This is a genomic window from Bradyrhizobium sp. SZCCHNRI20481, from assembly GCF_032485055.1.
GTDB lineage: Bacteria > Pseudomonadota > Alphaproteobacteria > Rhizobiales > Xanthobacteraceae > Bradyrhizobium.
Genome location: NZ_JAUEUE010000003.1, coordinates 156,314 through 178,134, shown reverse-complemented (window position 1 = coordinate 178,134; position 21,821 = coordinate 156,314). Strand labels below are relative to the sequence as shown.

General features: G+C 64.8%; 22 protein-coding genes and 1 riboswitch. Of the genes, 19 read left to right on the top strand and 3 right to left on the bottom strand.

The genetic code is table 11. From position 1 onward, the window contains the following. The first annotated feature begins 179 nt into the window (after positions 1 to 179). The 11 genes from QX132_RS05515 (at position 180) to QX132_RS05465 (ending at position 11,155) form a co-directional block, all read left to right on the top strand. Complete coding sequence (locus tag QX132_RS05515) at positions 180 to 962, top strand: lytic transglycosylase domain-containing protein (protein WP_315772002.1); 783 nt, start codon at positions 180 to 182, stop codon at positions 960 to 962. Between the two features lie 79 nt (positions 963 to 1,041). Then, positions 1,042 to 1,152, top strand: a riboswitch (TPP riboswitch). Continuing rightward, positions 1,140 to 2,153: an FAD-dependent oxidoreductase gene (locus QX132_RS05510; protein ID WP_316160327.1), complete on the top strand. Its 1,014-nt coding sequence runs from the start codon at positions 1,140 to 1,142 to the stop codon at positions 2,151 to 2,153. (Overlaps the previous riboswitch by 13 nt.) Next, complete coding sequence (thiS, locus tag QX132_RS05505) at positions 2,144 to 2,341, top strand: sulfur carrier protein ThiS (protein ID WP_315771998.1); 198 nt, start codon at positions 2,144 to 2,146, stop codon at positions 2,339 to 2,341. The genes QX132_RS05510 and thiS overlap by 10 nt, the downstream gene beginning before the upstream one ends. A gap of 358 nt (positions 2,342 to 2,699) precedes the next feature. Continuing rightward, positions 2,700 to 3,482 (top strand): thiazole synthase, encoded by a 783-nt coding sequence (locus tag QX132_RS05500; RefSeq protein WP_316160325.1) that lies wholly within the window; start codon positions 2,700 to 2,702, stop codon positions 3,480 to 3,482. Then, on the top strand, positions 3,469 to 4,077 hold the full coding sequence (locus tag QX132_RS05495; protein ID WP_315796707.1) for a thiamine phosphate synthase: 609 nt from the start codon (positions 3,469 to 3,471) through the stop codon (positions 4,075 to 4,077). Before QX132_RS05500 ends, QX132_RS05495 begins: the two co-directional genes overlap by 14 nt. A gap of 387 nt (positions 4,078 to 4,464) precedes the next feature. Further along, the gene (thiC, locus tag QX132_RS05490) at positions 4,465 to 6,363 is read left to right on the top strand and encodes a phosphomethylpyrimidine synthase ThiC (RefSeq protein ID WP_316160323.1); all 1,899 of its coding nucleotides are present in this window, start codon (positions 4,465 to 4,467) and stop codon (positions 6,361 to 6,363) included. A 127-nt stretch (positions 6,364 to 6,490) separates the two neighbouring features. Continuing rightward, the gene (locus tag QX132_RS05485) at positions 6,491 to 8,080 is read left to right on the top strand and encodes an RNA-directed DNA polymerase (protein ID WP_316160322.1); all 1,590 of its coding nucleotides are present in this window, start codon (positions 6,491 to 6,493) and stop codon (positions 8,078 to 8,080) included. Positions 8,081 to 8,166: 86 nt separating this feature from the next. Next, positions 8,167 to 8,550 carry a RidA family protein gene (locus QX132_RS05480; RefSeq protein WP_316160321.1) on the top strand — a complete coding sequence of 128 codons (384 nt, stop codon included), beginning with the start codon at positions 8,167 to 8,169 and terminating at the stop codon, positions 8,548 to 8,550. 434 nt (positions 8,551 to 8,984) lie between these two features. Further along, positions 8,985 to 10,244, top strand: a complete 1,260-nt coding sequence (locus QX132_RS05475) for an acyltransferase (RefSeq protein WP_316160319.1) — start codon at positions 8,985 to 8,987, stop codon at positions 10,242 to 10,244. Positions 10,245 to 10,432: 188 nt separating this feature from the next. Beyond that, complete coding sequence (locus QX132_RS05470) at positions 10,433 to 10,690, top strand: hypothetical protein (RefSeq protein ID WP_315738574.1); 258 nt, start codon at positions 10,433 to 10,435, stop codon at positions 10,688 to 10,690. 195 nt (positions 10,691 to 10,885) lie between these two features. Beyond that, positions 10,886 to 11,155 carry a hypothetical protein gene (locus QX132_RS05465; RefSeq protein ID WP_315738575.1) on the top strand — a complete coding sequence of 90 codons (270 nt, stop codon included), beginning with the start codon at positions 10,886 to 10,888 and terminating at the stop codon, positions 11,153 to 11,155. Between the two features lie 33 nt (positions 11,156 to 11,188). Here QX132_RS05465 and QX132_RS05460 read toward each other — a convergent pair whose 3' ends face one another. After that, positions 11,189 to 11,809 carry a glutathione S-transferase gene (locus tag QX132_RS05460; protein ID WP_315771990.1) on the bottom strand — a complete coding sequence of 207 codons (621 nt, stop codon included), beginning with the start codon at positions 11,807 to 11,809 and terminating at the stop codon, positions 11,189 to 11,191. A 108-nt stretch (positions 11,810 to 11,917) separates the two neighbouring features. Here QX132_RS05460 and QX132_RS05455 point away from each other — a divergent pair, with 108 nt between their 5' ends. Then, positions 11,918 to 12,445 carry a mismatch-specific DNA-glycosylase gene (locus QX132_RS05455; RefSeq protein WP_316160507.1) on the top strand — a complete coding sequence of 176 codons (528 nt, stop codon included), beginning with the start codon at positions 11,918 to 11,920 and terminating at the stop codon, positions 12,443 to 12,445. A gap of 953 nt (positions 12,446 to 13,398) precedes the next feature. Here the strand turns inward: QX132_RS05455 and QX132_RS05450 are convergent. After that, the gene (locus tag QX132_RS05450; protein ID WP_315717830.1) at positions 13,399 to 13,839 is read right to left on the bottom strand and encodes a hypothetical protein; all 441 of its coding nucleotides are present in this window, start codon (positions 13,837 to 13,839) and stop codon (positions 13,399 to 13,401) included. A 416-nt stretch (positions 13,840 to 14,255) separates the two neighbouring features. Between QX132_RS05450 and QX132_RS05445 the strand changes: the two genes are divergently transcribed. After that, on the top strand, positions 14,256 to 14,525 hold the full coding sequence (locus QX132_RS05445) for a helix-turn-helix domain-containing protein (protein ID WP_315738577.1): 270 nt from the start codon (positions 14,256 to 14,258) through the stop codon (positions 14,523 to 14,525). A gap of 161 nt (positions 14,526 to 14,686) precedes the next feature. Beyond that, positions 14,687 to 15,214, top strand: a complete 528-nt coding sequence (locus QX132_RS05440) for a collagen-like protein (RefSeq protein ID WP_316160318.1) — start codon at positions 14,687 to 14,689, stop codon at positions 15,212 to 15,214. A gap of 30 nt (positions 15,215 to 15,244) precedes the next feature. Here QX132_RS05440 and QX132_RS05435 read toward each other — a convergent pair whose 3' ends face one another. Beyond that, the gene (locus QX132_RS05435) at positions 15,245 to 15,517 is read right to left on the bottom strand and encodes a DUF2277 domain-containing protein (RefSeq protein WP_315717862.1); all 273 of its coding nucleotides are present in this window, start codon (positions 15,515 to 15,517) and stop codon (positions 15,245 to 15,247) included. Between the two features lie 96 nt (positions 15,518 to 15,613). Here QX132_RS05435 and QX132_RS05430 point away from each other — a divergent pair, with 96 nt between their 5' ends. The 5 genes from QX132_RS05430 to QX132_RS05410 all read left to right on the top strand — a co-directional run bounded on the left by QX132_RS05430 (position 15,614) and on the right by QX132_RS05410 (position 21,718). After that, positions 15,614 to 16,675 carry an alpha/beta fold hydrolase gene (locus QX132_RS05430; protein ID WP_316160317.1) on the top strand — a complete coding sequence of 354 codons (1,062 nt, stop codon included), beginning with the start codon at positions 15,614 to 15,616 and terminating at the stop codon, positions 16,673 to 16,675. A gap of 21 nt (positions 16,676 to 16,696) precedes the next feature. Beyond that, positions 16,697 to 17,050 carry a hypothetical protein gene (locus tag QX132_RS05425; RefSeq protein WP_315796699.1) on the top strand — a complete coding sequence of 118 codons (354 nt, stop codon included), beginning with the start codon at positions 16,697 to 16,699 and terminating at the stop codon, positions 17,048 to 17,050. 163 nt (positions 17,051 to 17,213) lie between these two features. Further along, on the top strand, positions 17,214 to 18,335 hold the full coding sequence (locus QX132_RS05420; RefSeq protein ID WP_315771986.1) for an efflux RND transporter periplasmic adaptor subunit: 1,122 nt from the start codon (positions 17,214 to 17,216) through the stop codon (positions 18,333 to 18,335). Then, positions 18,336 to 21,410 (top strand): CusA/CzcA family heavy metal efflux RND transporter, encoded by a 3,075-nt coding sequence (locus tag QX132_RS05415; protein WP_316160316.1) that lies wholly within the window; start codon positions 18,336 to 18,338, stop codon positions 21,408 to 21,410. Then, the gene (locus QX132_RS05410; protein ID WP_316160315.1) at positions 21,407 to 21,718 is read left to right on the top strand and encodes a DUF3240 family protein; all 312 of its coding nucleotides are present in this window, start codon (positions 21,407 to 21,409) and stop codon (positions 21,716 to 21,718) included. Before QX132_RS05415 ends, QX132_RS05410 begins: the two co-directional genes overlap by 4 nt. Positions 21,719 to 21,821 lie beyond the last annotated feature (103 nt).

Below are 21,821 nucleotides of genomic sequence, written 5' to 3'. Positions count from 1 at the left end.
CCAAGCATGCACGGTATAATTCGCGGTAAACCGCCGGCGCATCCGGACTCGACCCGGCATCTTCGCCCCATTCCTGCCACATTATCGCCCGGCGTTTGCGCCAATTACGGTGTGCAAAGTGTAAAGCGCGTGCTGGGGGGCTACTCGGCATGCGTGTGGTTCCCGGGGGATCCTGACACATGAGACGTCTCGTGCTGACGGCCTGCATTGCAGGCTTCGCGATGGCTGGTCCCGTGCCGTTCGCCATGGCTGCCGATGATGCGAGCACCGCATCGGACAGTGCAGCCAAACCGAAGGCCGGCAAGGTCAAGCTCGCCCATGTCCGCTCTGACGGCACCAGGGAGCTGGCCGTACGCAGCGCGGTGACCAAGGCCGCGCGCGAGGTCGAGGCGATCGAGGCCGTCAGCAGCGCCGACACCTCGCCGCCGATGGACGCCAATGCCTCAGCGCCAGCCGACACCGATGCCGCTGCGGCCGAGCCCCGCGAGGCCGAGCGCAAGGCGGCCGAAGCCAAGCCGCGCCACATCGACAGCGGCCATCCGCATATCGACGCGCTGGTGGCGGTGCACGCCGCCGCCAACAACATTCCGGAATCGCTGATCCACCGCGTCATCGTGCGCGAGAGCAAATACCAGAAGGACCTGGTCGGCCGCTGCGGCTGCATCGGCCTGATGCAGATCAAGCTCGGCACCGCGCGCGGCCTCGGCTACACCGGCGACGCGCAGGGCCTGCACGATCCGAACACCAACCTCACCTATGGCGTGCGCTATCTCGCCGGCGCCTACCGTGCCGCCCGCGGCGACCACGACCGCGCCGTGCTCTACTTCGCCAGGGGCTATTACGAGGAGGCCAAGCGGCAGCGCCTGGCTGACGCGCGGCCCGCCGGCCGCTCCGAGCGGACGAGCGCCCCGCTCGACATCACCCCGAAGATTGCAACCGGCCGCCACGCGCGGGCGCACTGATCGCCATTGGTTCCAAGGGCCGTCGGCATTGTCTTTCCGTGACACTCCGTTGACACGGGGGGATATCGGTCTATTTTAAGCGCGTTCCGAGGGGAGCTCCGAGGGGAGCTGAGATACCGCAGCGATGTGCGGTGACCCTTTGAACCTGATCCGGGTCATGCCGGCGAAGGGACAGGGATGCAGCAGACAACCACGCGCGGGGATGTCCCCGTTTCCATCATCGGTGCAGGCATCGCGGGTGCCTGGCAAGCCCTGCTGTTCGCGCGGGCCGGCCATCACGTCACCTTGCACGAGCGCAGCGACGCCGATCTGATGCTCTCCACCAGCCATTGGGCAGGCGGCATGCTCGCGCCCTATTGCGAGAGCGAGGTCGCCGAGCCGATCATCAGCCGGCTCGGGCTCGCCTCGCTCGACATCTGGCGGCGCGAGCTGCCGGACACGCCGTTCAACGGTTCGCTGGTGATCGCGCATGCCCGCGACCGCGCCGACTACGACCGCTTCGCCCGCCGCACCTCAGGCTATCAGCGGCTGGACGCGCAGCAGCTTGCGGCGTTGGAGCCGTCGCTGGAGGGGCGCTTCCGCGAGGGCCTGTTCTATCCGACCGAGGGCCATGTCGAGCCACGCCGCGTGCTACCGAAGCTGCATCAGCGCATCGTCGAGGCCGGCGGCCGGGTGCTGTTCAACAGCGACGTCACGGCTGATGATCTCGACGGCCTCGTGATCGACTGCCGCGGGCTGGAGGCGCGCGACGCCGAGCCCGAGCTGCGCGGCGTCAAGGGCGAGATGATCCTGATCGAGACCGCCGAGGTGCAGCTCGCGCGGCCCGTGCGGCTGATGCATCCGCGCTTCCCGCTCTATCTGATCCCGCGCGAGGACAATTTGTTCATGCTGGGGGCGACCTCGCTCGAGGCCGAGGACACCGGCGTCAGCTTGCGCTCGGCGCTGGAATTGCTCGGTGCCGCCTACTCCGTGCATCCCGCATTCGGCGAGGCCCGCATCCTCGAATTCGGCTCAGGGCTCAGGCCGGCCTATCCCGACAATCTGCCGCGCATCACCATCAAGGGCGAGCGCGAGATCCGCGTCAACGGCCTCTATCGCCACGGCTTCCTGATCGCGCCCGCGCTGGCGCAGGCGACGCTGAACTACATCTCGCACGGCCAGATCGACAACGAGGTGATGCGATGCGCGTGACCGTCAATGGCGAGGCCCGCGACATCGCCGCGACCTCCGTCGCCGCGCTGCTCTCCGAGCTCGACTACGAGGGCACCCATTTCGCGATCGCGCTGAACTACGACGTCGTGCCGAAGAGCCGCTGGGCCGAGACGGCGCTGAAGGCCGGCGACGAGATCGAGATCATCACGCCCCGGCAGGGAGGGTGAAGTTCATGGAGCGCTCGCTTGCGCCACGCACTCCGCTGTCGTCCCGGCGAACGCCGGGACCCATAGCCACCGGCTTTTGTGTTGAAGCTCGATCTCTCCCACTGAGGTCCCACGCCAGATCACGCGGTATGGGTCCCGGCGTTCGCCGGGACGACGTGGGGAGGGAGGTCGCGCCCCACGCACACCTGTCATCGCCCGGCGAAAGCGCGAAGCGCGTCTCGGCGAAAACGACCGGGCGATCCAGTACGCCGTGGCCTATCTGCGTGTCCGAGCCGCCTCTGGAATACTGGATCCCCGCTTTCGCGGGGATGACAGGCTTCATTGCGGCGACCACCGTCCGACATGGCGGAGACCATTGATGCCCACCTTCTACGACAAGACCTTCACCTCCCGCCTGCTCATCGGCACCGCGCTCTACCCCTCGCCCGCGATCATGCAGGACGCGATCCGCGCCTCGGGCGCGCAGATCGTCACCGTGTCGCTGCGGCGCGAGGCGGCCGGCGGCAAGACCGGCGACGCGTTCTGGAAGCTGATCAACGAGCTCGGCGTCACGGTGCTGCCGAACACCGCCGGCTGCCGCAGCGTGCGCGAGGCGGTGACGACCGCCAAGCTCGCGCGCGAATTGTTCGGCACGAGCTGGATCAAGCTCGAGGTGATCGGCGACAACGACACCTTGCAGCCCGACGTGGTCGGGCTCGTCGAAGCCGCGACCATCCTGATCAAGGACGGTTTCGAGGTCTTCCCCTATTGCACCGAGGATCTCACGGTCGCGATGCGCCTGGTCGATGCCGGCTGCAAGGTCGTGATGCCCTGGGCGGCGCCGATCGGCTCGGCCAAGGGCATCACCAATCGCGATGCGCTCAAGCTCCTACGCGACCGCCTGCCCGACATCACCCTCGTCGTCGACGCCGGCCTCGGCGCGCCCTCGCACGCGGCGGAGGCGCTCGAGCTCGGCTACGACGCCGTGCTGCTCAACACCGCGGTGGCAAAAGCCGCCGACCCGGTCGCGATGGCGCGCGCCTTCCGGCTCGGCTGCGAGGCCGGCCGCACCGCCTTTGAGGCCGGGCTGATGGACGCCCGTGATTTCGCCTCGCCCTCCACCCCTGTCGTTGGGACACCGTTCTGGCATGCCGTATCCTGACCGCTTCTATCCCGTCGTCGACAGCCTCGCCTGGGTCGAGCGTCTCACCAAGCTCGGCGTCGGCACGGTGCAGTTGCGCGCGAAAGACCTTAATGACGGCGAGGCGCTGCAGATCGTCACCGACGCGCTCGCCATCACCAAGGGCACCGCGACCAGGCTGATCGTCAACGACTACTGGCGCGCCGCGATCGTCGCCGGCGCCGCGCACGTCCATCTCGGCCAGGAGGATCTCGCCGACGCCGACGTCGCCGCGATCAAGGAGGCCGGCCTGACGCTCGGCCTCTCGACGCATGACGATGCCGAGCTGGAGACCGCGCTCGCCGCCAAGCCCGACTACGTCGCACTCGGTCCGATCTTCCCGACCACGTTGAAGGCGATGCGCTTCGCGCCGCAGGGCGTCGCGAAGATCAGCGACTGGAAGAAGCGCGTCGGCAATATTCCGCTGGTCGCGATCGGCGGCATCAAGCTGGAGCAGGCCGCGGAGATCTTTGCCGCCGGCGCCGATTCCATCGCGGTCGTCAGCGACGTCACGCAGAACGTAGACCCCGACGCCCGCGTCCGCGCCTGGCTCGATGCGACGAAGGAGCCGGCCTGATGCGCGCCGCACTTGCGAATGCGTCTGAGAGTGAGTGGGCCCTGACGTCGCCCCAAACGAGATCGTTCCCTCCCCCCTTGTGGGGGAGGGCTAGGGAGGGGGGTGAGCCACGAGCACCGAACGCGGGGTTACCCCCCTCCCCACCCCTCCCCCACAAGGGGGGAGGGAGCCTGAACAGCATCCGCCCCTTACGTCGACAACTCATTTTCGCCCTCGGCTCGGTACGAGCGAGCAACTGGCATGAGGCTCAACTCTCTCCACCGTCATTGCGAGCGAAGCGACGCAATCCAGAGCGACGTGAGCAGCCCTGGATTGCTTCGTCGCAAGTGCTCCTCGCAGTGACGTCCCCCATTCACTCCGACAACAACGATTGAGAAGGAAGATCCCATGAACATCCGCTCCAATCCCGACACGACGCTTCCCGCCATCACCACCGGCCCGCTGCCCTCCTCGCGCAAGATCTACGCGACCCCGGAGTCCGCGCCCGACCTGCGCGTGCCGCTGCGCGAGATCATCCTCTCCGAAGGCGCCGGTGAGCCGAACCTGCCGGTCTACGACACCTCCGGTCCCTACACCGATCCGACCGTAACGATCGACGTCAACGCCGGTCTGTCGCGCGTCCGCATTGCCTGGGTGCGCGAGCGCGGCGGCGTCGAGGAATATGTGGGCCGCGACATCAAGCCCGAGGACAACGGCAATGTCGGCGCCGACAAGGCCGCAAAAGCGTTCACCGCGCACCACAAGCCGTTGCGTGGCCTCGACGGCCACAAGATCACCCAGCTCGAATTCGCCCGCGCCGACATCATCACCAAGGAGATGATCTACGTCGCCGAGCGCGAGAATCTCGGCCGCAAGGCCCAGCTCGAGCGCGCCGAGGCCGCGCTCGCCGACGGCGAAAGCTTCGGCGCCGAGGTCCCGGCCTTCATCACCCCGGAGTTCGTGCGCTCGGAGATCGCGCGGGGACGCGCCATCATCCCCTGCAACATCAACCATGCCGAGCTGGAGCCGATGATCATCGGCCGCAACTTCCTCACCAAGATCAACGCCAATATCGGCAACTCGGCGGTGACCTCCTCGGTTGAAGAAGAAGTCGACAAGATGGTGTGGGCGATCCGCTGGGGCGCCGACACCGTGATGGACCTCTCCACGGGCCGCAACATCCACACCACGCGCGAGTGGATCCTGCGCAATTCGCCGGTGCCGATCGGCACCGTGCCGATCTACCAGGCGCTGGAGAAGTGCAACGGCGACCCGGTGCAGCTGACCTGGGAGCTCTACAAGGACACCCTGATCGAGCAGTGCGAGCAGGGCGTCGACTACTTCACCATCCACGCCGGCGTGCGCCTCGCCTACATCCACCTCACCGCGAACCGCGTCACCGGCATCGTCTCGCGCGGCGGCTCGATCATGGCGAAGTGGTGCCTCGCGCATCACAAGGAGAGCTTCCTCTACACGCATTTCGAGGAGATCTGCGACATCATGCGCAAGTATGACGTCTCGTTCTCGCTCGGCGACGGCCTGCGTCCGGGCTCGATCGCGGACGCCAACGACCGCGCCCAGTTCGCCGAGCTGGAAACACTTGGCGAACTCACCAAGATCGCCTGGGCCAAGGGCTGCCAGGTCATGATCGAGGGCCCCGGCCACGTGCCGATGCACAAGATCAAGATCAACATGGACAAGCAGCTCAAGGAGTGCGGCGAGGCGCCGTTCTACACCTTGGGGCCGCTGACCACCGACATCGCGCCGGGCTACGACCACATCACGTCGGGCATCGGTGCCGCCATGATCGGCTGGTTCGGCTGCGCCATGCTGTGCTACGTGACGCCGAAGGAGCATCTCGGTCTCCCCGACCGCAACGACGTCAAGACCGGCGTCATCACCTACAAGATCGCCGCCCACGCCGCCGACCTCGCCAAGGGCCACCCGGCCGCGCAGCTCCGCGACGACGCGCTGTCCCGCGCCCGCTTCGACTTCCGCTGGACCGACCAGTTCAACCTCGGCCTCGATCCGGAGACCGCAAAGCACTTCCACGACGAGACCCTGCCGAAGGAAGCCCACAAGGTCGCGCATTTCTGCTCGATGTGCGGCCCGAAATTCTGCTCGATGAAGATCACCCAGGACGTCCGCGACTACGCCGCCACGCTGAATGATCCGACCACCGTTGGCATGACCATCAGCGGCACCATCGAGGACGGCATGGCCCAGATGAGCGCCAAGTTCAAGGAAATGGGCGGCAGCGTGTATCTCGATGCGGAGAAGGTCAAGGAGAGCAACAAGGCGTTGTGAGACGCCTAGTTATCTGGATCTGTGCCTGAAAAGTCCCGGCACAGATCCAGCTATTTGCATTTCCAATTCCATTCAACTAAAACGAGAGCATTCATTTTTCGTTCTTCAAGAGGCAGAGACATCACAAGTGGCTCAGGTTTCGGACGAGAAGATTTTTCAATCTTTTCTGCAACGAGGCTACTTGCCTGAGGTGCTTCCGCCGATATTTACGTCCAAAAAGTGGGCCACCGGCTTGGCAGGCAAGGAGATTGCTATCGATCTGCCGAAAGAAGTTGAACTACAGAAAATCTCCTATAGCTGCACCAAGCGGGGGTATGGCAGGCGCTATTTTGACTTCGTACATCCGGCGTCAGCTGTATCAACATCGGCCTGGATGTCTCGGCATTGGAAAGACATCGAAAGCTTCTGCAGCTCAACGCAAACTGCCCCAACTCAAACAGCACTTGAAGAAAGCAAAGACAATCGCTGCATTGTCAGCTGCTCATTCGACCGAGTGCTGAAGGAAGCAAAAGAACGCCTCGCGGGCGCTCGCTACATAGTACGTGCGGACGTCGCAAAATACTATTCGTCTATATACACTCACGCGATTTCTTGGGCATTAAATGGAAAAGATGCCGCGAAACAAGACAGAGGCACCTACTCGAAAAAGGTTTTTGGCAACGAGTTCGATTGGGCCATTCGAATTGGGCAGGGAAATCAAACGAAAGGCATTCCGGTCGGTCCAGACTTCAGTCGCGCAGCTGGCGAAGTGGTTGGCACAGCGATCGACAAGCTCGTACTTGAAAAGATCGACAGTCGGCACATAGGCTACGTCCGGAACATCGACGACTTTTATATCGGAGCCCACGACCTCGCATCTGCCGAAGCAATTCTTCACGCACTGCAAGAGTCGCTTCGCGCTTACGAGCTTGAACTCAACGACGACAAGACCAGCATAAAAGAGGCTTCAACTCTAATTGACGACTCATGGATACATGAACTCGACCTCTTGCTGAATAGCACGCCGAGTGAAACTTCAAAGGGAATTAATAGAGCCTTTGACAGAGCATTTTATTACGCAAGCAACGTAGGATCAGACAGCGCATTGAAATACCTCGTCAGAACCGTCGACACCCTAACGTCCTCAGACGATCTCGAATTCGACGAAGTAGAACACAGCCTAGTTCGATCACTAGTTAGTTATCCGCACTGTGTCGATTATTGCATTCTCCTCTTCCTCAAGCAGCACGCTCTTGGCAATGCAAACACCAAGCTTTGGCGCGACGTTATTTGCCGCGAGCTAACTCGTCACTTATCGTCGTCACATGATCACGAAGCCTCATGGCTTCTCACGGCAATAGTTGGCGCGGAGATAAAGGTAGGGAAATTAAGCCTCACACCGGACCCCAACAGACAGATAACAAACACTCTTTTACTTCACTGCCTTGACTCCGGATTGGTCGAGTTTGATGGGAATTCATTTATCGACGAAGTCGCACCAAACTCCGAAGTCAACTCAAACTGGCTACTTTGCAACGAGGTCATCTCAAATGCGTGGGTAACCAAAGCGGCACGCGATCGGATCGCTAGGCATCGCAAAATCGTTGTTGGAAAGGACATCTCGTTCCTCAATCCGAACTTTCTTTTGGATCTCGATTCTGAGGAAGGCAGGCGTGCCATACCAGATCGATACAATCGTTACGATGACCGCACCGGTGAAGAAGAAATCGAAATCTGATTATGAGCGGGTACGTGGTCATCGGTCGACTTCGCTCGCGGGACCGCGGACAACACTTTAAAATTTCCTCAGAACTCAGTGTCCCCATGCCCATCCACCACATCCCCGCCCCACCTCACATCAAGGCCCCGCCGCTCTCCTTCGGCACCCGGATCGGCGATCTCCTGTTCATCTCCGGCATTCCCGGCTTCGACGCCCACGGCAACCTGCCCGACGACTTCGACGCGCAGTTCGCCAATGTCGTGACCAACTTCACCCGCGTCCTGACCGAAGGCGGCGCTGATATTCGCGACCTCGTCAAGGTCAACGTGCTGCTGACGCGCGCCGCTGATGTTGCGACCATGAACCGGCTCTACGCCGCGGCGTTCGGGCCGGCGCCGTATCCGGCGCGCACCACCTGCGTGGTGGTGGCGCTGCCTGATCCGAAGATGCTGATCGAGATCGAGGGCGTCGCGGCCGTGAAACGGTAGGGTGGGTTAGCGGACGGCAACCGACGGATCTCTCCACGCTCGCACATGGCTGAAAGCCGTTCGCGTAACCCACCATTCCGCGCAGGCGGCGGGTTACGCGCCCTGGCAAACATTCCCTCCGCGGTGAAATCGTCCCGCGGGCGCTAACCCGCCCTACGTTCTCCGTGCAGGAAGCAACCGCTCCGCCTGCAGAATTCGCCGGCCTCAGCTACTCGCCGTCGCCCAAGCGCAGTTCAACCGCGGGGCCCCCTTCATCCACTGCAATGATGCCGAGCCGCGCCGCCGTTTGCCACCGCAGCGAGCGGCCTGCCGCATTCTTCTGCAACCCTGCGTCGTGATGGCCCCCGCTCCGCTGTTTTCGTCTCTTGCGGACGATTTAAATTTTAAATAGGATTTAATAGTCCGAAACATTATCTCCGAAAATTTCACGATAGATGTTTTATTCATGGCCGTTCCATGCCCTGTTCCGCCTCGTCGGCGCCGCCACGGCGCCATTGCGGGAGGCGATCCGGGAGGCCTTCCAGGCCCAGGTCTATCCGCTCGGCTACGTTCCCTCGCATGACGGCATGCGCGGGCTGATGACCCTGGGCGTCGTTACGGCCCATGTCTCGCACACGCTCGTGCCGGGCGCGGTGCTCTATATCGACCTGTTCTTCGTGGCGAGCGCCTATTACATCACCGGCCTGCTGCTGCGGGACATCGATAAGCACGGCCACATCAGGTTCCGGCAGTTCTATGCGCGGCGCTTCGCCCGGATCGTGCCGCCGCTGCTGCTGATGCTCGCCGCCTATCTGCTGTTCACCTGGCTGCTGCGGCCGCCGTTCCTGCCGGCGCTGGAACGCGCCGCGATCGCGCTCTCCTACATCGCCAACTACTGGTATGTGTTCGACCCGAAGACGATCGAGGACATCGGCCACACCTGGACGCTGTCGACCGAGGAGCAGTTCTATCTGCTGTGGCCGCTGACCTTCGCAGTCCTGGTCAAGCGCCTCGGCGTCACCTGGCGATTGGTCGGCGCCATCTGCGCCATTGCGGCCGCGATCTGGGCCTGGCGCGTAGCGCTGGTGCTCGATGGGGCCGAGTGGCGGCGGCTCTATACCGCGTTCGACACCCGCGCCGATGCACTGATGGCGGGATGCGCGATGGCCGTCGTGCTCAGGCTGGTGCCGCACGGCACCTCACCCGCGCTCGACCGGCTCTGGCCGAAGCTGGCGTGGCCGCTCCTGATCTATTGGGGCACGGTCACCTTCCTGTTCTGGCCGGCGGACGGGCCGAGCATGAACTACTATCTGTTCGGCAGCATGGTGTGCGGCGTGCTTCCCGGCATCCTCGCGTTGACCATGCTGATGCGCAGCCACGGCACGATCTGCCACCGCATCTTCGAATGGCCGGTCGCGATCTTCCTCGGCCGGATCTTCTACGGCATCTATCTCTGGCACCTGCCGGTCCTGAATTTCCTGGACAGCTACGGCGTCTGGTGGCCGCTGCGGCTCGCGATCGGGCTGCCGCTGTCGGTCGTGGCGGCCACGCTGTCCTACGCCTATCTCGAGCGCCACTTCCTGCGCCGGCGCGCGGGGCCGGTGGCCTCGCAGCCGCTCCTCGCCGGCGCGGGTCCGGCGCTGGTTCCGACCGCGAGCTTCAGCGGCGATCTCCGGTTCTCGTCCCGACCGAGCGCCGGAGGCACCCACTCCTGAGGCCTGCGCGACGCGCTACGCACGCCGAGAGGCCTCTCGCTCCGCCACCTCATCGCGCCTCATCATCGGCCAGGGGCATCGCGCGCTTTTGCCGCACGATTCGCGCGCGGCTGCCTTCAAATTGATCGAGACCGCTCCGACATAGGGCCGGCCGCGGGCTGGGCCAGTTTGTTGCCGGAGTTTTCACGATGCCTCGTTTCACCACAGTCTGTCTTGCCGCAGGCCTCGCCGCGGCCGCGCTGCTCGCCGCTGCGCCGGCGCAGGCCGGCTACTACATCATCCGCTGGGACAACACCGGCATCTGCCAGGTCTGGAGCGAGGCCTTCGCCTTCAAGCCGATCGCATGGCCGTCCGGCTATCAGGTCATCAGCCGGCCGGTGCCGACGTTCAACGACGCCGTGACCCGCCAGATCAGGCTGCGCCAGCAGGGCCGCTGCACGCTGTAAGCCGGCGCGCGCCTGACGCGCGTCCATGTGACGGCTGCATGTCGTCATTCACATCCCGGACATCGCTGTGAACGACGGCACGGGCGGCTTGCGTTGCGCGCGCTTTTGTCGCACCACTTGGGCCTTGGTCCGGCCGCAAGGCCGGTGGCCCGCGCGGGCGGGCGATTGTCGTTGTTTCGTTTGAGGAGATTGATGATGCGTCGCCTGACCACGTTCGCTGCCGCCACGGCCATTGCAGCCGCCTCGATCGTGCCCACCGCCTTCGCCGCGCCTGCGCCCAAGTCCGGCTACTACGTGATCCGCTGGGACAACACCGGCATCTGCCAGATCTGGAACACCGAGTTGCAGTCGAAGCCGGTGGAGTGGCCGTCGACCTACAAGATCGTTTCCAAGCCGGTGCCGACGTTCGTCGAGGCGACCAACATCCAGCTCAAGCTGCGCGACGAGCGCCGCTGCTTCCTGTAAGCGGCGTTCGCACGCATTCATGCATGGCGGCGGTCAGGCGGCGCTGACCGCGCTCGCCTGCATCGGCACGAATCCGGGCAGATCAGTGATCCGCGCCAGCCACGCCTGCACGCTCGGGTACGGCGTCAGCGACACGCCGCCTTCGGGCGCGTGCGCGGTGTAGCTGTAGAGCGCGACGTCGGCGATGGTCGGCGCCGCGCCGGTGAGGAACGGCCGCGCGGCGAGTTCGCGCTCCATCACCGTGAACAGGCTGTTGGCGAGCTGATGCGCCCTCACCATGTCCAGCGGGGCGCCGAACAAGGTCGCCACCCGCGCCGCTGCCGGGCCGAACGCGAGCGGACCGGCCGCGGCCGACAGCCAGCGCTGGACCTGCGCCTGGCCGAGCGGATCGCGCGGCAGCCATTTGCCCGAGCCATCATAGCGGCCGGCGAGATAGACCAGGATCGCATTGGAGTCCGGGATGACGGCGTCGCCGTCGACCAGTACCGGCACCTGGCCGAACGGATTGAGCGCGAGAAAGTCCGGCCGCTTGTGCGCGCCGCCCTTGAGGTCGACCTCGACGAGCTCGCAAGGCAGGTCAAGCAGGCTCAACATGAGCCGCACGCGATGCGCGTGGCCGGAAAGGACGAAATGATACAGACGACGTTGCGACATGCTGTGCTCCTGTTGCTCGCCGTCACCTAGACCACGGCCGCCGCAGCAACAATGCAGCATCGCGTCAACAGCCTGTTGCAACGACTGCAACAATGCGACAACGGCGCCATGGACCGCCTGCCCGACCAGCTCCAGCCCGGCCTGCGCCTCGTCTTCGTCGGCACCGCCGCGAGCGAGCGCTCGGCGGCGACCGGGCACTATTACGCCCACCCCGGCAACCGTTTCTGGCCGACGCTGTTCGCCGTCGGCCTGACGCCGCGGCTGTACCAGCCGCACGAGTTTCCAGCGCTGCGCGTGCTCGGCATCGGCTTCACCGATCTGTGCAAGCAGGGCGCGGGCATGGACCATGTCGCGCTGAAGGCCGGCGTCGACGTCGCCGGTTTCATTGCGAAGATCCGGCAGCATCGACCAGCCACGGTCGCCTTCACCAGCAAGAAGGCCGCGAGCCTGTTCTATGGCCAGCCGACCGGCGCGACCGCGCTCGGGCGGCAGCCGGAGCAGGCCGACTTCCCGACCACGTTCGTGCTCGCCTCGCCCTCCGGCGCGGCGTCGGGTGCGTGGACATTGGCGCCATGGCGCGAGCTGGCGATGCATTTGGCCCAGACCTCAGACGCGCAGCCGACTCGCGTGCGGTGATGATGGGTAGTAAGCCCATCATCATTGCGGCAAGCGACTCGCTGACGACGATCCGCGCAATGCCGATGACTACGCCCTCTCCCCTTGTGGGAGAGGGCATGTCGTATAGAGCGGCAAATGCGCTCGGGTGAGGGGTCTCTCTCCGAGAGTAGTTTGCTGAGAGAGACCCCTCACCCAAGCGAGCGGGCTGATAGGCCGGAGATGCCCTCTCCCACAAGGGGAGAGGGCGCTGCATCGCAGAGCGCAATGCTGGCGATCCGACGCGCGGTTGTGGCTATCCACGTCACCGAGGTGAAGCATCCTATCTCTGCCCGACGGGCAATCCGCGCATGCGCATCATGCGCAAACTGCCCGTCGTGTTAGTTTGTCGCACCCACGCGCGCTTGCCACGTCGGGCAAATCAGGACGATGTTTTCGCTCAACCCGCCTCATGCAGAGGGACGTACGCGTCGTCACGATACGTGGAGGTGGGCCGCGGTGGACGTGGTGGCTGCGCCCGACGAGCGCCGGCTGTCACGTACGGTGAAGTCGTGATGTCCTGACACCCCGAAGCTGGTGTCACGTGCGTGCTCATGCGAAAGCGTAGCGCGCGCAATGGTGGCCAACAAGCCCGGCGCACCAGGGAGACCACGTATAAGCCGTCAAACCATGCGCGCAGGGAAGGCCGGGATGTCTCCGCCGAACCTGTGGTTCTGCCGCGTGCTTTTTTGTTGCACGCGGACCATGGGAGCGGCGAGCTCCCGGCCTTCCCTGCCCCTCTCGATTTTCGACGGGGCTCTCACGATGCATCCCTCGCGCACGCGGTGCGGCGAGAGCACGGGCTTATGAGCAGAAGAGAGGGAGAGAGACGGTGTTGGCAATGCTCAGCACGCAACAACGGTCGTCGCCCACGCAAGCGGGCGATGACACCTGTTGTGAGTTGCTAGGCGTCCACGATGACGACGACGACGCAACTACCTGATCGTGATCGCAAGCCCCGACAGATCGACGTTCGCCAAGAGGCCGATCTGCTCACCCGAGAGCTCCAGCACCGCGCCCTTCTGGTTGGTCAGCACGATGCCGCGCACGCCGCGGCCGACGGCAAGGCCCGCGCCGGCGGCGCCATAGACGCCCTCGACGTCGGACGGACGCCAGATGTTGCTGACGCGGCCGCGCAGCACCGTGCGCGAGCCGCCGAACACCAGACCCCAGTCGAGGCCGCCGGTCGACAGCGGATAGGCGCGGCCATGAAAGTTCAACACGCCGCTGCCGCCGGAGCCGCCGATGATCCACCCCGCTTTGTAGATGGTCAGCGTGATGAAGCCGCCATCTGCGTGCGCCGTGGCCGGAATGACAGCGCCGCAAGCAGCTGTCAGTGCCACCAGCAGACCGCGAAGCGAGGATGCAATTGTCATGGATGAAGTCTCCAGCGAAGTGAATTTGGGCTTGAGGTAATTCGATGGCCGTGTGCGACGATCGTGCCCCACTAAGCGAATCGATCGGGCCGAATTTAGCCCTTTGCACGGCACCGTGCATGCGCAGCCACCGGTGTGTTCGATATGATGCGCTCGCAGCGCAGGAACTGTGGCGGTCCGACGATTAGTCCTCTGCACCCCCATCGTGGACGCGCGTCGACGCCGGCCAAATGGGTCGAGACCCGCGCGAAACCAAGGCCATTTCGGGGTATTCGGCACCGGTGCGACAACAGGACGCCCGCGTTAAGGCCCCATTAACCTTGTCGGACCACGGTGATCTACGGGCTGGATGTTTAGTTGGTCTCGATGTTTGCGCGTCGTTTCAGTGTCGGCGTGGGCGTTGATCGGGAGGAGTTATGTCGCAAGAATTGTCATCCGAAGCCGCAAGTCCGTCACTCGTGCCGCTTGCCATGCCACCGTCGCGCTCCGCGGCGGAGATCCTGCCGCTGTTGATCGGCACGCCGTTGTCCGAGATCGAGCGCGAGCTCATCGTGCAGACCCTGGCGCGCTGCAACGGCAACCGTACCCACGCTGCAAGGCTGCTCGGCATGCCCGTGCGCACTTTGCGCAACAAGATCCGCATCTACACGGCCGACGGCATCGCGGTGCCGGCCTATTCGGCCTGATCCAACGGCGGCCACGCGATATCCCATCGCGTGGAACTCATCAGGATGCGACGCCGATTGATGTTGATCAATCGGCCTCGCAGCCCTGCTGCAATTGCTGCCATCATCGCGGCTCTGTTACGCTTCGCCGCGAATCAAAGGTGTGTAGCGGAGTTGCGGTAGTGGCAAAGAATCCGGCCGGACGCGGCCTGCAGGGCCCCGTGGGTCCACGTGGCCCGCAGGGGCAGCCCGGGCGGCGCGGGCCAGATGGTCAGCGCGGCAAGCCGGGTTCCGACGGCAAGGCAGGTGCGCAAGGCAAGCCCGGCCCGCAAGGGCCGCGCGGCGAGCAAGGCCCGCCCGGCAAGCCGGGACCGCAGGGGCCTCAAGGTCCGCAGGGTGAACCGGGACCGCCGGGCACGCTGCCGACGATCGATCAGCTGATGCCGTGGCTCGAGCAGATCTTCGCGGCCTATGACGACTACAAGCGCGCGCGCGATCGCGAGGCGCATGAGCGCGAGGCCGAGCTGGTCGCGGTGCGCGACATCTTCGCCGCGACGACCCATGACGATGCGCTGGACGAGGCCTTCGAGGACGACGATCCGCACGACATCGACATCCCGAAGAAGAAGAAAAAGAAGAAGGGCAAGAAAAAGAAGAAGCACGACAAGCGGGCCCAGGACCGCCACGACCACGACGACGAGGGGGTCTGAGCTTCGCCTTCTGTCAGGGCACGATGGGCCTCAGCGCGGCCCGAACCTGGCCGCCGAACGCTCCCGCGCCTTGGCCGCCTCGATCTCGCGGTCGCGCGGCGGGGCCTGGGTCTGCAGCGAGGTCAAGAGCCGCCGCGCGGCGTCGGCCACCTCCTCGACCGCGCGGGCGAAGGCGGCCTCGTTGGCCTGCGACGGCGCGTTGAAGCCGGACAGCTTGCGCACGAATTGCAGGGCCGAGGCCTGAATTTCAGCCTCCGTCGCCGGCGGCTCGAAATTGAACAGCGTCTTGATGTTGCGGCACATGATGAGTCTCATCAATCCGGTACTGAACCAGGTCGCAGATCGTGCTATCATGTCCCCGACGCGGCCGGAAGAGTCGCGCATGATCAGGGGGAGTCCATGGTTCGACCGCTTGCCGCCGTTATTGCCGCCGTCGTCGTTTTTTGCGCGCCGGCCCGCGCCGCCGACTATCCCGCCCCGAAGCAGGGCGACTTCGTCGTCAAGGATTTCAAGTTTCACACCGGCGAGACGCTGCCGGAGCTGAGGCTGCACTATACGACCGTCGGCGAGCCGACCGGGCAGCCGGTGCTGGTGCTGCATGGCACCGGCGGCTCAGGCGGAAGCATGTTGGTGCCGACCTTCGCCGGCGAATTGTTCGGCAAGGGCCAGCCGCTCGATGCGACCAGGTACTACATCATCATTCCCGACAGCATCGGCCACGGCAAATCGTCGAAGCCCTCCGACGGGCTGAAGACCAGGTTTCCCGCCTATGACTATGCCGACATGGTCGATGCGCAGCATCGCCTGCTGACCGAGGGCCTCGGCATCAAGCACGTCCGGCTCGTGATCGGCAATTCCATGGGCGGGATGCACAGCTGGGTGTGGGCCACGCGCTATCCGGACTTCATGGACGCCGCGGTGCCGATGGCCTCGCAGCCGACCGAAATGGCGGCCCGCAACTGGATGCTGCGCCGGCTGATGCTGGAGACGATCCGCAACGATCCCGACTACAATGGCGGCAACTACACCGCACAGCCGCGCATGATGAAATATGCCGTCACGGCCTATGCCACCGCCACGGCCGGCGGCACCATCGCCTATCAGCTCGCGGCACCGACCGCGGCCAAGGCCGACAAGCTGGTCGAGGAGCGGCTCGCCACGCCCATTCCCACCGACGCCAACGACTTCATCTATCAGTGGGACTCGTCGCACGACTACAATCCGTCTGCCTATCTCGACAAGATCAAGGCGACCGTGATGCTGATCAACTCGGCCGACGACGAGCGCAACCCGCCCGAGACCGGCGTGACGGTCGACGCGATGAAGCGCGTCGCCAACGGCAAGCTCCTGCTCATCCCGACCTCGGCCGAGACGCGCGGCCACCTGACCACCGGAAATGCGAAGTTCTACGTCGAGCCGCTGCGCGAATTGCTGGCGACGGCGCCGCAGCGCGGCATGTAGGTCCGCAGAAGGGAGCGTTGAATGCGCAGGATGGTGCTGGCCGGTCTCACGATGGGCTCGCTCGCCTGCGCGACCGTCGCCGCCGCCTTCGACAACGGGCAGTTCGACAACGTCCCGCCCGATATCCGCGCGTGGTTCAAGAGCGTGGTCGCCCCGAACGGCGTGCCATGCTGCGATGTCTCCGACGGCCACCGCACCACCTATGACGTGCGCGACGGCACCTATTGGGTACCGATCGAAGGCCGGTGGATGGCGGTGCCGGAACGCGCCATCATCCGCGACCGCGGCAACCCGATCGGCGAAGCCGTGGTGTGGTACGTCCATCACCGCGGCGACATCATCATCAGCTGTTTCGTTCCCGCCGATGCCGTATGAGGCGCTGGCGCGTGCGGCCTCCACTCATGCGACTCGTTGGCGGCACGAGAAGTGACCTCCGGTTTCGTGACTAGCTCCGATTGACCTAAGTCAACAGTCGCGGAAACCGGCCGAAATAGTGTACAGAATGTGTCATGCATGAACCTGAAGATTCTTGATCGAGATGCCCAAGCGATTGTTTCACTGGTCCGCAGGCCGCCTGGCCCGGGCGTCTCTCGGGCTGGCTCTCGTTGTGGCGCCCTGCGCCGCGTCGGCCGATGATGAGCTGAAGCTCACGCCAAGCCAGGCGCAGAACCTCGGCGTGCGCGTGACGCATCCGATCTCCAGCCGGATGGACAAAACGCTGCCCTATCCCGCGCAGATCGTCATTCCCACGCCTCAACTGTGGGTCGTCAGCGCGCCGGTCGCGGGGATGATTACCAACCTCGCCGTTGCCCGCGGCGATCGCGTGACCGTCGGACAACCGCTGCTCACGCTGGAGAGTCCGAGCTTCGTCTCGCTCCAGCGCGATTACCTGCATGCGCTGGCCCAGGAGGTTCTCGCGGTTCAGCAGTTGAAGCGCAATGCCGACCTGTTCGAAGGCAAGGCCATCCCGCAACGCGTGCTGGAGTCGAGCCAGACCGAAGCGCGCCAGGCCAGCATCGTCGTCGCCGAACGTCGGCAGATGCTGCACATCAGCGGGCTGTCCGACGAAGCCATCGCCCGGCTCAGCAGCGAGGCGGCGATCAGCGCGACGCTCACTGTGACGGCCCCGCGCACGGCGTCCGTGGTCGAGCTCGCGGTATCGCCGGGCCAGCGCCTGGAACAGGCCGCGTCACTGGTGAAGCTCGCCCGGCTGTCGCCGCTATGGGCCGAGATCGCGATTCCCGCAACCAACATCGGCGCCATCAAGACCGGCGCCAAGGTCGACATCGAAGGCTATGCGACACCGGGCCAGGTCATCCTGGTGTCCGAGACGACCGATGCCGCCACGCAGACAATTCTCGTCCGCGCCGAGATTCCCAACAACGGCGAACTGCATTCCGGACAAATGGCGGCGGCCCGCATCGGCTTTGTCTCGGCAGGAGAAAGCGCGTGGGAAATTCCCTATAGCGGCCTCGTCCGGCGCGGTGAGCAGACCGCGGTGTTCGTTGCCACGGAGGGCGGCTTCCGGCTCGTTGCGGTCACCCTGCTCGCGGAGGATCAGGATCACGTCGTCATCGCAGGCCCCCTCACGGACAAGAACGAGATCGCCATCGGCGGCATCTCGGCGTTGCGCGGCATCCTCTCGCGACTGGGGCAGTAGATGCTGCAACGGCTGGTCGCATTCGCGCTGTCACAGCGGCTCTTCGTCATCCTCAGCACGCTGCTGGTGATCGGCGCAGGCGCCGTTGTCTTGCCGAGCCTGCCGATCGATGCCTTTCCAGACGTCTCGCCGGTCCAGGTGAAGATCATCATGAAGGCTCCCGGCCTGACGCCGGAAGAGGTCGAGCAGCGCATCACGGTACCGATCGAGCTGGAGCTGCTCGGGTTGCCGAACAAGAAGATCCTTCGCTCGACCACGAAATACGCGCTGGCCGACATCACCGTCGATTTCGAGGACGGCACCGACATCTACTGGGCCCGCAATCAAGTGTCGGAGCGGCTGTCCAACATCTCGCGCGACTTTCCCGAGGGCGTGAACGGGGGCCTCGCCCCGATCACGAGCCCTCTGGGCGAGATGTTCATGTTCACGATCGACAGTCCCGAACTGTCGCTGGCCGAACGCCGGACCTTGCTCGACTGGGTCATCCGCCCAGCGCTGCGTACGGTGCCCGGAGTAGCCGACGTCAACGCGCTCGGCGGCTATGTCCGCGCCTTCGAAATCGTGCCGAGGAACGACGCGCTGGCGGCGCGCGGCATCTCGTCCGAGCTGTTTCGCAAGGCCATCGAGGCCAACAGCCGCAACGACGGTGCCGGGCGGGTCAACCAGGGCGAAGACAGCGCGCTGGTCCGCATCGAAGGCAGCATCCGCGGCATCGACGACATCCGGGCGATCATCGTCGACACCCGCGACGGAATCCCGATCCGGGTCAGCGACGTCGCAAGGGTCAAGATCGGCGCACTCACCCGCTATGGCGCCGTCACGACGGACGGCAAGGGCGAGACGGTCGAGGGGCTCGTGCTCGGTCTGCGCGGCGCCAACGCCGGACAATTGGTGCGCGACGTTCGGGCCCGGCTGGACGAACTGAAGCCGTCGCTGCCGAGCAGCGTCTCCATCAACGTGTTCTACGACCGCAGCCGGCTGGTCAACCGCGCCGTCGGCACGGTGGTCCGGGCGCTGGGCGAAGCCACGGTGCTCGTCGTCGTGCTGCTGCTGCTGTTCCTCGGCAATTGGCGCGCCTCGCTGGTGATCGCGCTCAGCCTGCCGCTGGCGATCGTGATGGCGCTGATCGTGATGCGGGCTGTCGGCATGTCCGCGAACCTGATGAGTCTGGGCGGCCTTGCGATCGCGATCGGCATGCTGATCGACGCGCTGGTCGTGGTGGTCGAGAACATCGTCGGCAATCTCGCCAAGCACGATCACGGAAGCGCCACGCCGCTGATCCACGTCGTCTACCGCTCGGTTTGCGAAGTCCTGCAGCCGGTCGCCTCGGGCGTCCTGATCATCATCATCGTGTTCGTTCCGCTGCTGACCTTGCAGGGGCTGGAGGGAAAGCTCTTCATTCCGGTCGCGCTGGCGATCATTTTCGCTCTGGCCGCATCGCTGCTGCTTGCGCTGACGGTGCTTCCGGTCGCGACGTCCTTCGTGCTCACATCCGCGTCGCATGACGATCCAATGCTGATCCGGGCAGCGCAGCGCGTCTACGCGCCCGCGCTCGACTGGGCGCTCGGGAACGAGCGCAAGGTGATCATCGCGGCGCTGGTCAGCCTCGTTGCCGCGGGATACGGCTACACCCAGCTGGGCAAGACCTTCATGCCGACGATGGACGAAGGCGACGTCATCGTCAGCGTGGAAACGCTGCCGTCCGTCAATCTCGACGAGTCCCTCGCCATCAATGCCCGGCTGCAGACGGCGTTGATGAAGGTGCCAGACGTCGCCGGCATCATCGCGCGCACCGGCTCGGACGAGCTCGGGCTCGATCCGATGGGACCCAATCAGACCGACACGTTCCTGGTGCTCAAGCCGGCAGACCAGCGGCAGACCAGCGACCGCGATGTCCTGCTCGAGAAGCTTCGCGAGGTCCTGACCGGCTTTCCCGGCGTCTCGCTCAGCTTCACGCAACCCATCGACATGCGCGTGCAGGAAATGATCAGCGGCGTGCGCGGCGACGTCGCGGTCAAGATCTTCGGCCCGGACATCACCAAGCTCAACGAGATCGCAGCGAAGCTGTCGGCGATCATGTCCGACATCGATGGGGCCCAAGACGTCTACACGACGCTCAACGAGGGCGCGCAATACTACACGATCGCCGTCAACCGGATGGAGGCGGGCCGCCTTGGGCTCACCGTGGACTCGATCTCGGCCGCCTTGCGCACGCAGATCGAAGGCCGAACGATCGGCACCGCGCTCGAGGAGGGACGCCGGACGCCGATCCTAGTCCGCGGCGGCGAGGCCACGCGGCAGGCTCCGACGATGCTGGCGGCGCTGCCGCTGACGCTTGCGTCAGGCCAGCATGTTGCGCTCTCGCAGGTCGCCCGCATCCAGAGGGTCGACGGCCCGGTGAAGATCGATCGTGAGGACGGCAACCGCATGAGCGTGGTTCGCAGCAACGTCCGCGGCCGTGACATGGTCGGCTTCGTCCAGGCGGCCCAGCAAAGGGTCGCAGCCGAGCTGCCGCTGCCGTCCGGCTATCGGCTGACATGGGGCGGGCAGTTCGAGAACCAGCAGCGTGCAGCCGCGCGTCTGTCCGTCGTGGTGCCGGTCGCGATCGGCCTGATCTTCGTGCTGCTCTTCACGACGTTCGGCTCGGTGCGCCAGGCCCTGCTCGTCCTCGTCAACATTCCCTTTGCGCTGATCGGCGGCGTGTTCGCGCTGGTCTCGACCAGCGAATACCTCTCCGTCCCGGCCTCCGTCGGCTTCATCGCACTGCTTGGAATCGCCGTGCTCAACGGCGTCGTGCTGGTGTCTCATTTCAACCAGTTGCGCGCTCACGGGCTCTCCGAGCAGCGCATCGTGGTCGAAGGCGCAAAGCGCAGGCTGCGGCCGGTGCTGATGACGGCGAGCATCACGGCGCTCGGATTGATCCCACTGCTGTTTGCATCCGGACCTGGATCGGAGGTCCAGCGCCCGCTTGCGATCGTCGTAATCGGCGGCCTGTTGTCGTCTACGCTGCTGACGCTGATCCTGTTGCCGATCCTGTATCGCCGCTACGGCGCCGCTGCGAAGGACGCGACATGACCAGCCAAGCCGTCTGCCTGACATTGATCGTGCCGGATGCGCTTCGTGCCGAGGTACTCGACCATCTGAGCGAGCAGACCGATCTGGTGAGCGGCTTTACGGCCTCTGATGCGTCCGGACATGGCGTCCGCGTCCGGCTGCGCAGCGCGGCGGAGCGGGTCAAGGGACATGCCGACGAGGTCGTCGTGCGGGTCGTGCTGCAGGGACAGGATCTCGAGCACCTGCTGGACCGGCTCAGGAACGCATTTGCAGGGACGAAGCTCGTCTATTGGGTCGTGCCCGTGACGGACTTCGGCATTATCGACTGAGCACGACTCTGGGCGCCCCTCACGTCACAGGGGCGGTCGATTCAAGGCATGAAACACCAGCCCTGAATCGACCTTGTTCCGAAGCGGACTGCCGCCTCGCCGT

Coding starts and splice junctions, on each gene's coding strand:
- QX132_RS05515 (WP_315772002.1), top strand. CDS start 180: ATGAGACGTCTCGTGCTGACGGCCTGCATTGCAGGCTTCGCGATGGCT.
- QX132_RS05510 (WP_316160327.1), top strand. CDS start 1,140: ATGCAGCAGACAACCACGCGCGGGGATGTCCCCGTTTCCATCATCGGT.
- thiS (WP_315771998.1), top strand. CDS start 2,144: ATGCGCGTGACCGTCAATGGCGAGGCCCGCGACATCGCCGCGACCTCC.
- QX132_RS05500 (WP_316160325.1), top strand. CDS start 2,700: ATGCCCACCTTCTACGACAAGACCTTCACCTCCCGCCTGCTCATCGGC.
- QX132_RS05495 (WP_315796707.1), top strand. CDS start 3,469: ATGCCGTATCCTGACCGCTTCTATCCCGTCGTCGACAGCCTCGCCTGG.
- thiC (WP_316160323.1), top strand. CDS start 4,465: ATGAACATCCGCTCCAATCCCGACACGACGCTTCCCGCCATCACCACC.
- QX132_RS05480 (WP_316160321.1), top strand. CDS start 8,167: ATGCCCATCCACCACATCCCCGCCCCACCTCACATCAAGGCCCCGCCG.
- QX132_RS05475 (WP_316160319.1), top strand. CDS start 8,985: ATGTTTTATTCATGGCCGTTCCATGCCCTGTTCCGCCTCGTCGGCGCC.
- QX132_RS05470 (WP_315738574.1), top strand. CDS start 10,433: ATGCCTCGTTTCACCACAGTCTGTCTTGCCGCAGGCCTCGCCGCGGCC.
- QX132_RS05465 (WP_315738575.1), top strand. CDS start 10,886: ATGCGTCGCCTGACCACGTTCGCTGCCGCCACGGCCATTGCAGCCGCC.
- QX132_RS05460 (WP_315771990.1), bottom strand. CDS start 11,809: ATGTCGCAACGTCGTCTGTATCATTTCGTCCTTTCCGGCCACGCGCAT.
- QX132_RS05455 (WP_316160507.1), top strand. CDS start 11,918: ATGGACCGCCTGCCCGACCAGCTCCAGCCCGGCCTGCGCCTCGTCTTC.
- QX132_RS05450 (WP_315717830.1), bottom strand. CDS start 13,839: ATGACAATTGCATCCTCGCTTCGCGGTCTGCTGGTGGCACTGACAGCT.
- QX132_RS05445 (WP_315738577.1), top strand. CDS start 14,256: ATGTCGCAAGAATTGTCATCCGAAGCCGCAAGTCCGTCACTCGTGCCG.
- QX132_RS05435 (WP_315717862.1), bottom strand. CDS start 15,517: ATGTGCCGCAACATCAAGACGCTGTTCAATTTCGAGCCGCCGGCGACG.
- QX132_RS05430 (WP_316160317.1), top strand. CDS start 15,614: ATGGTTCGACCGCTTGCCGCCGTTATTGCCGCCGTCGTCGTTTTTTGC.
- QX132_RS05425 (WP_315796699.1), top strand. CDS start 16,697: ATGCGCAGGATGGTGCTGGCCGGTCTCACGATGGGCTCGCTCGCCTGC.
- QX132_RS05420 (WP_315771986.1), top strand. CDS start 17,214: ATGCCCAAGCGATTGTTTCACTGGTCCGCAGGCCGCCTGGCCCGGGCG.
- QX132_RS05415 (WP_316160316.1), top strand. CDS start 18,336: ATGCTGCAACGGCTGGTCGCATTCGCGCTGTCACAGCGGCTCTTCGTC.
- QX132_RS05410 (WP_316160315.1), top strand. CDS start 21,407: ATGACCAGCCAAGCCGTCTGCCTGACATTGATCGTGCCGGATGCGCTT.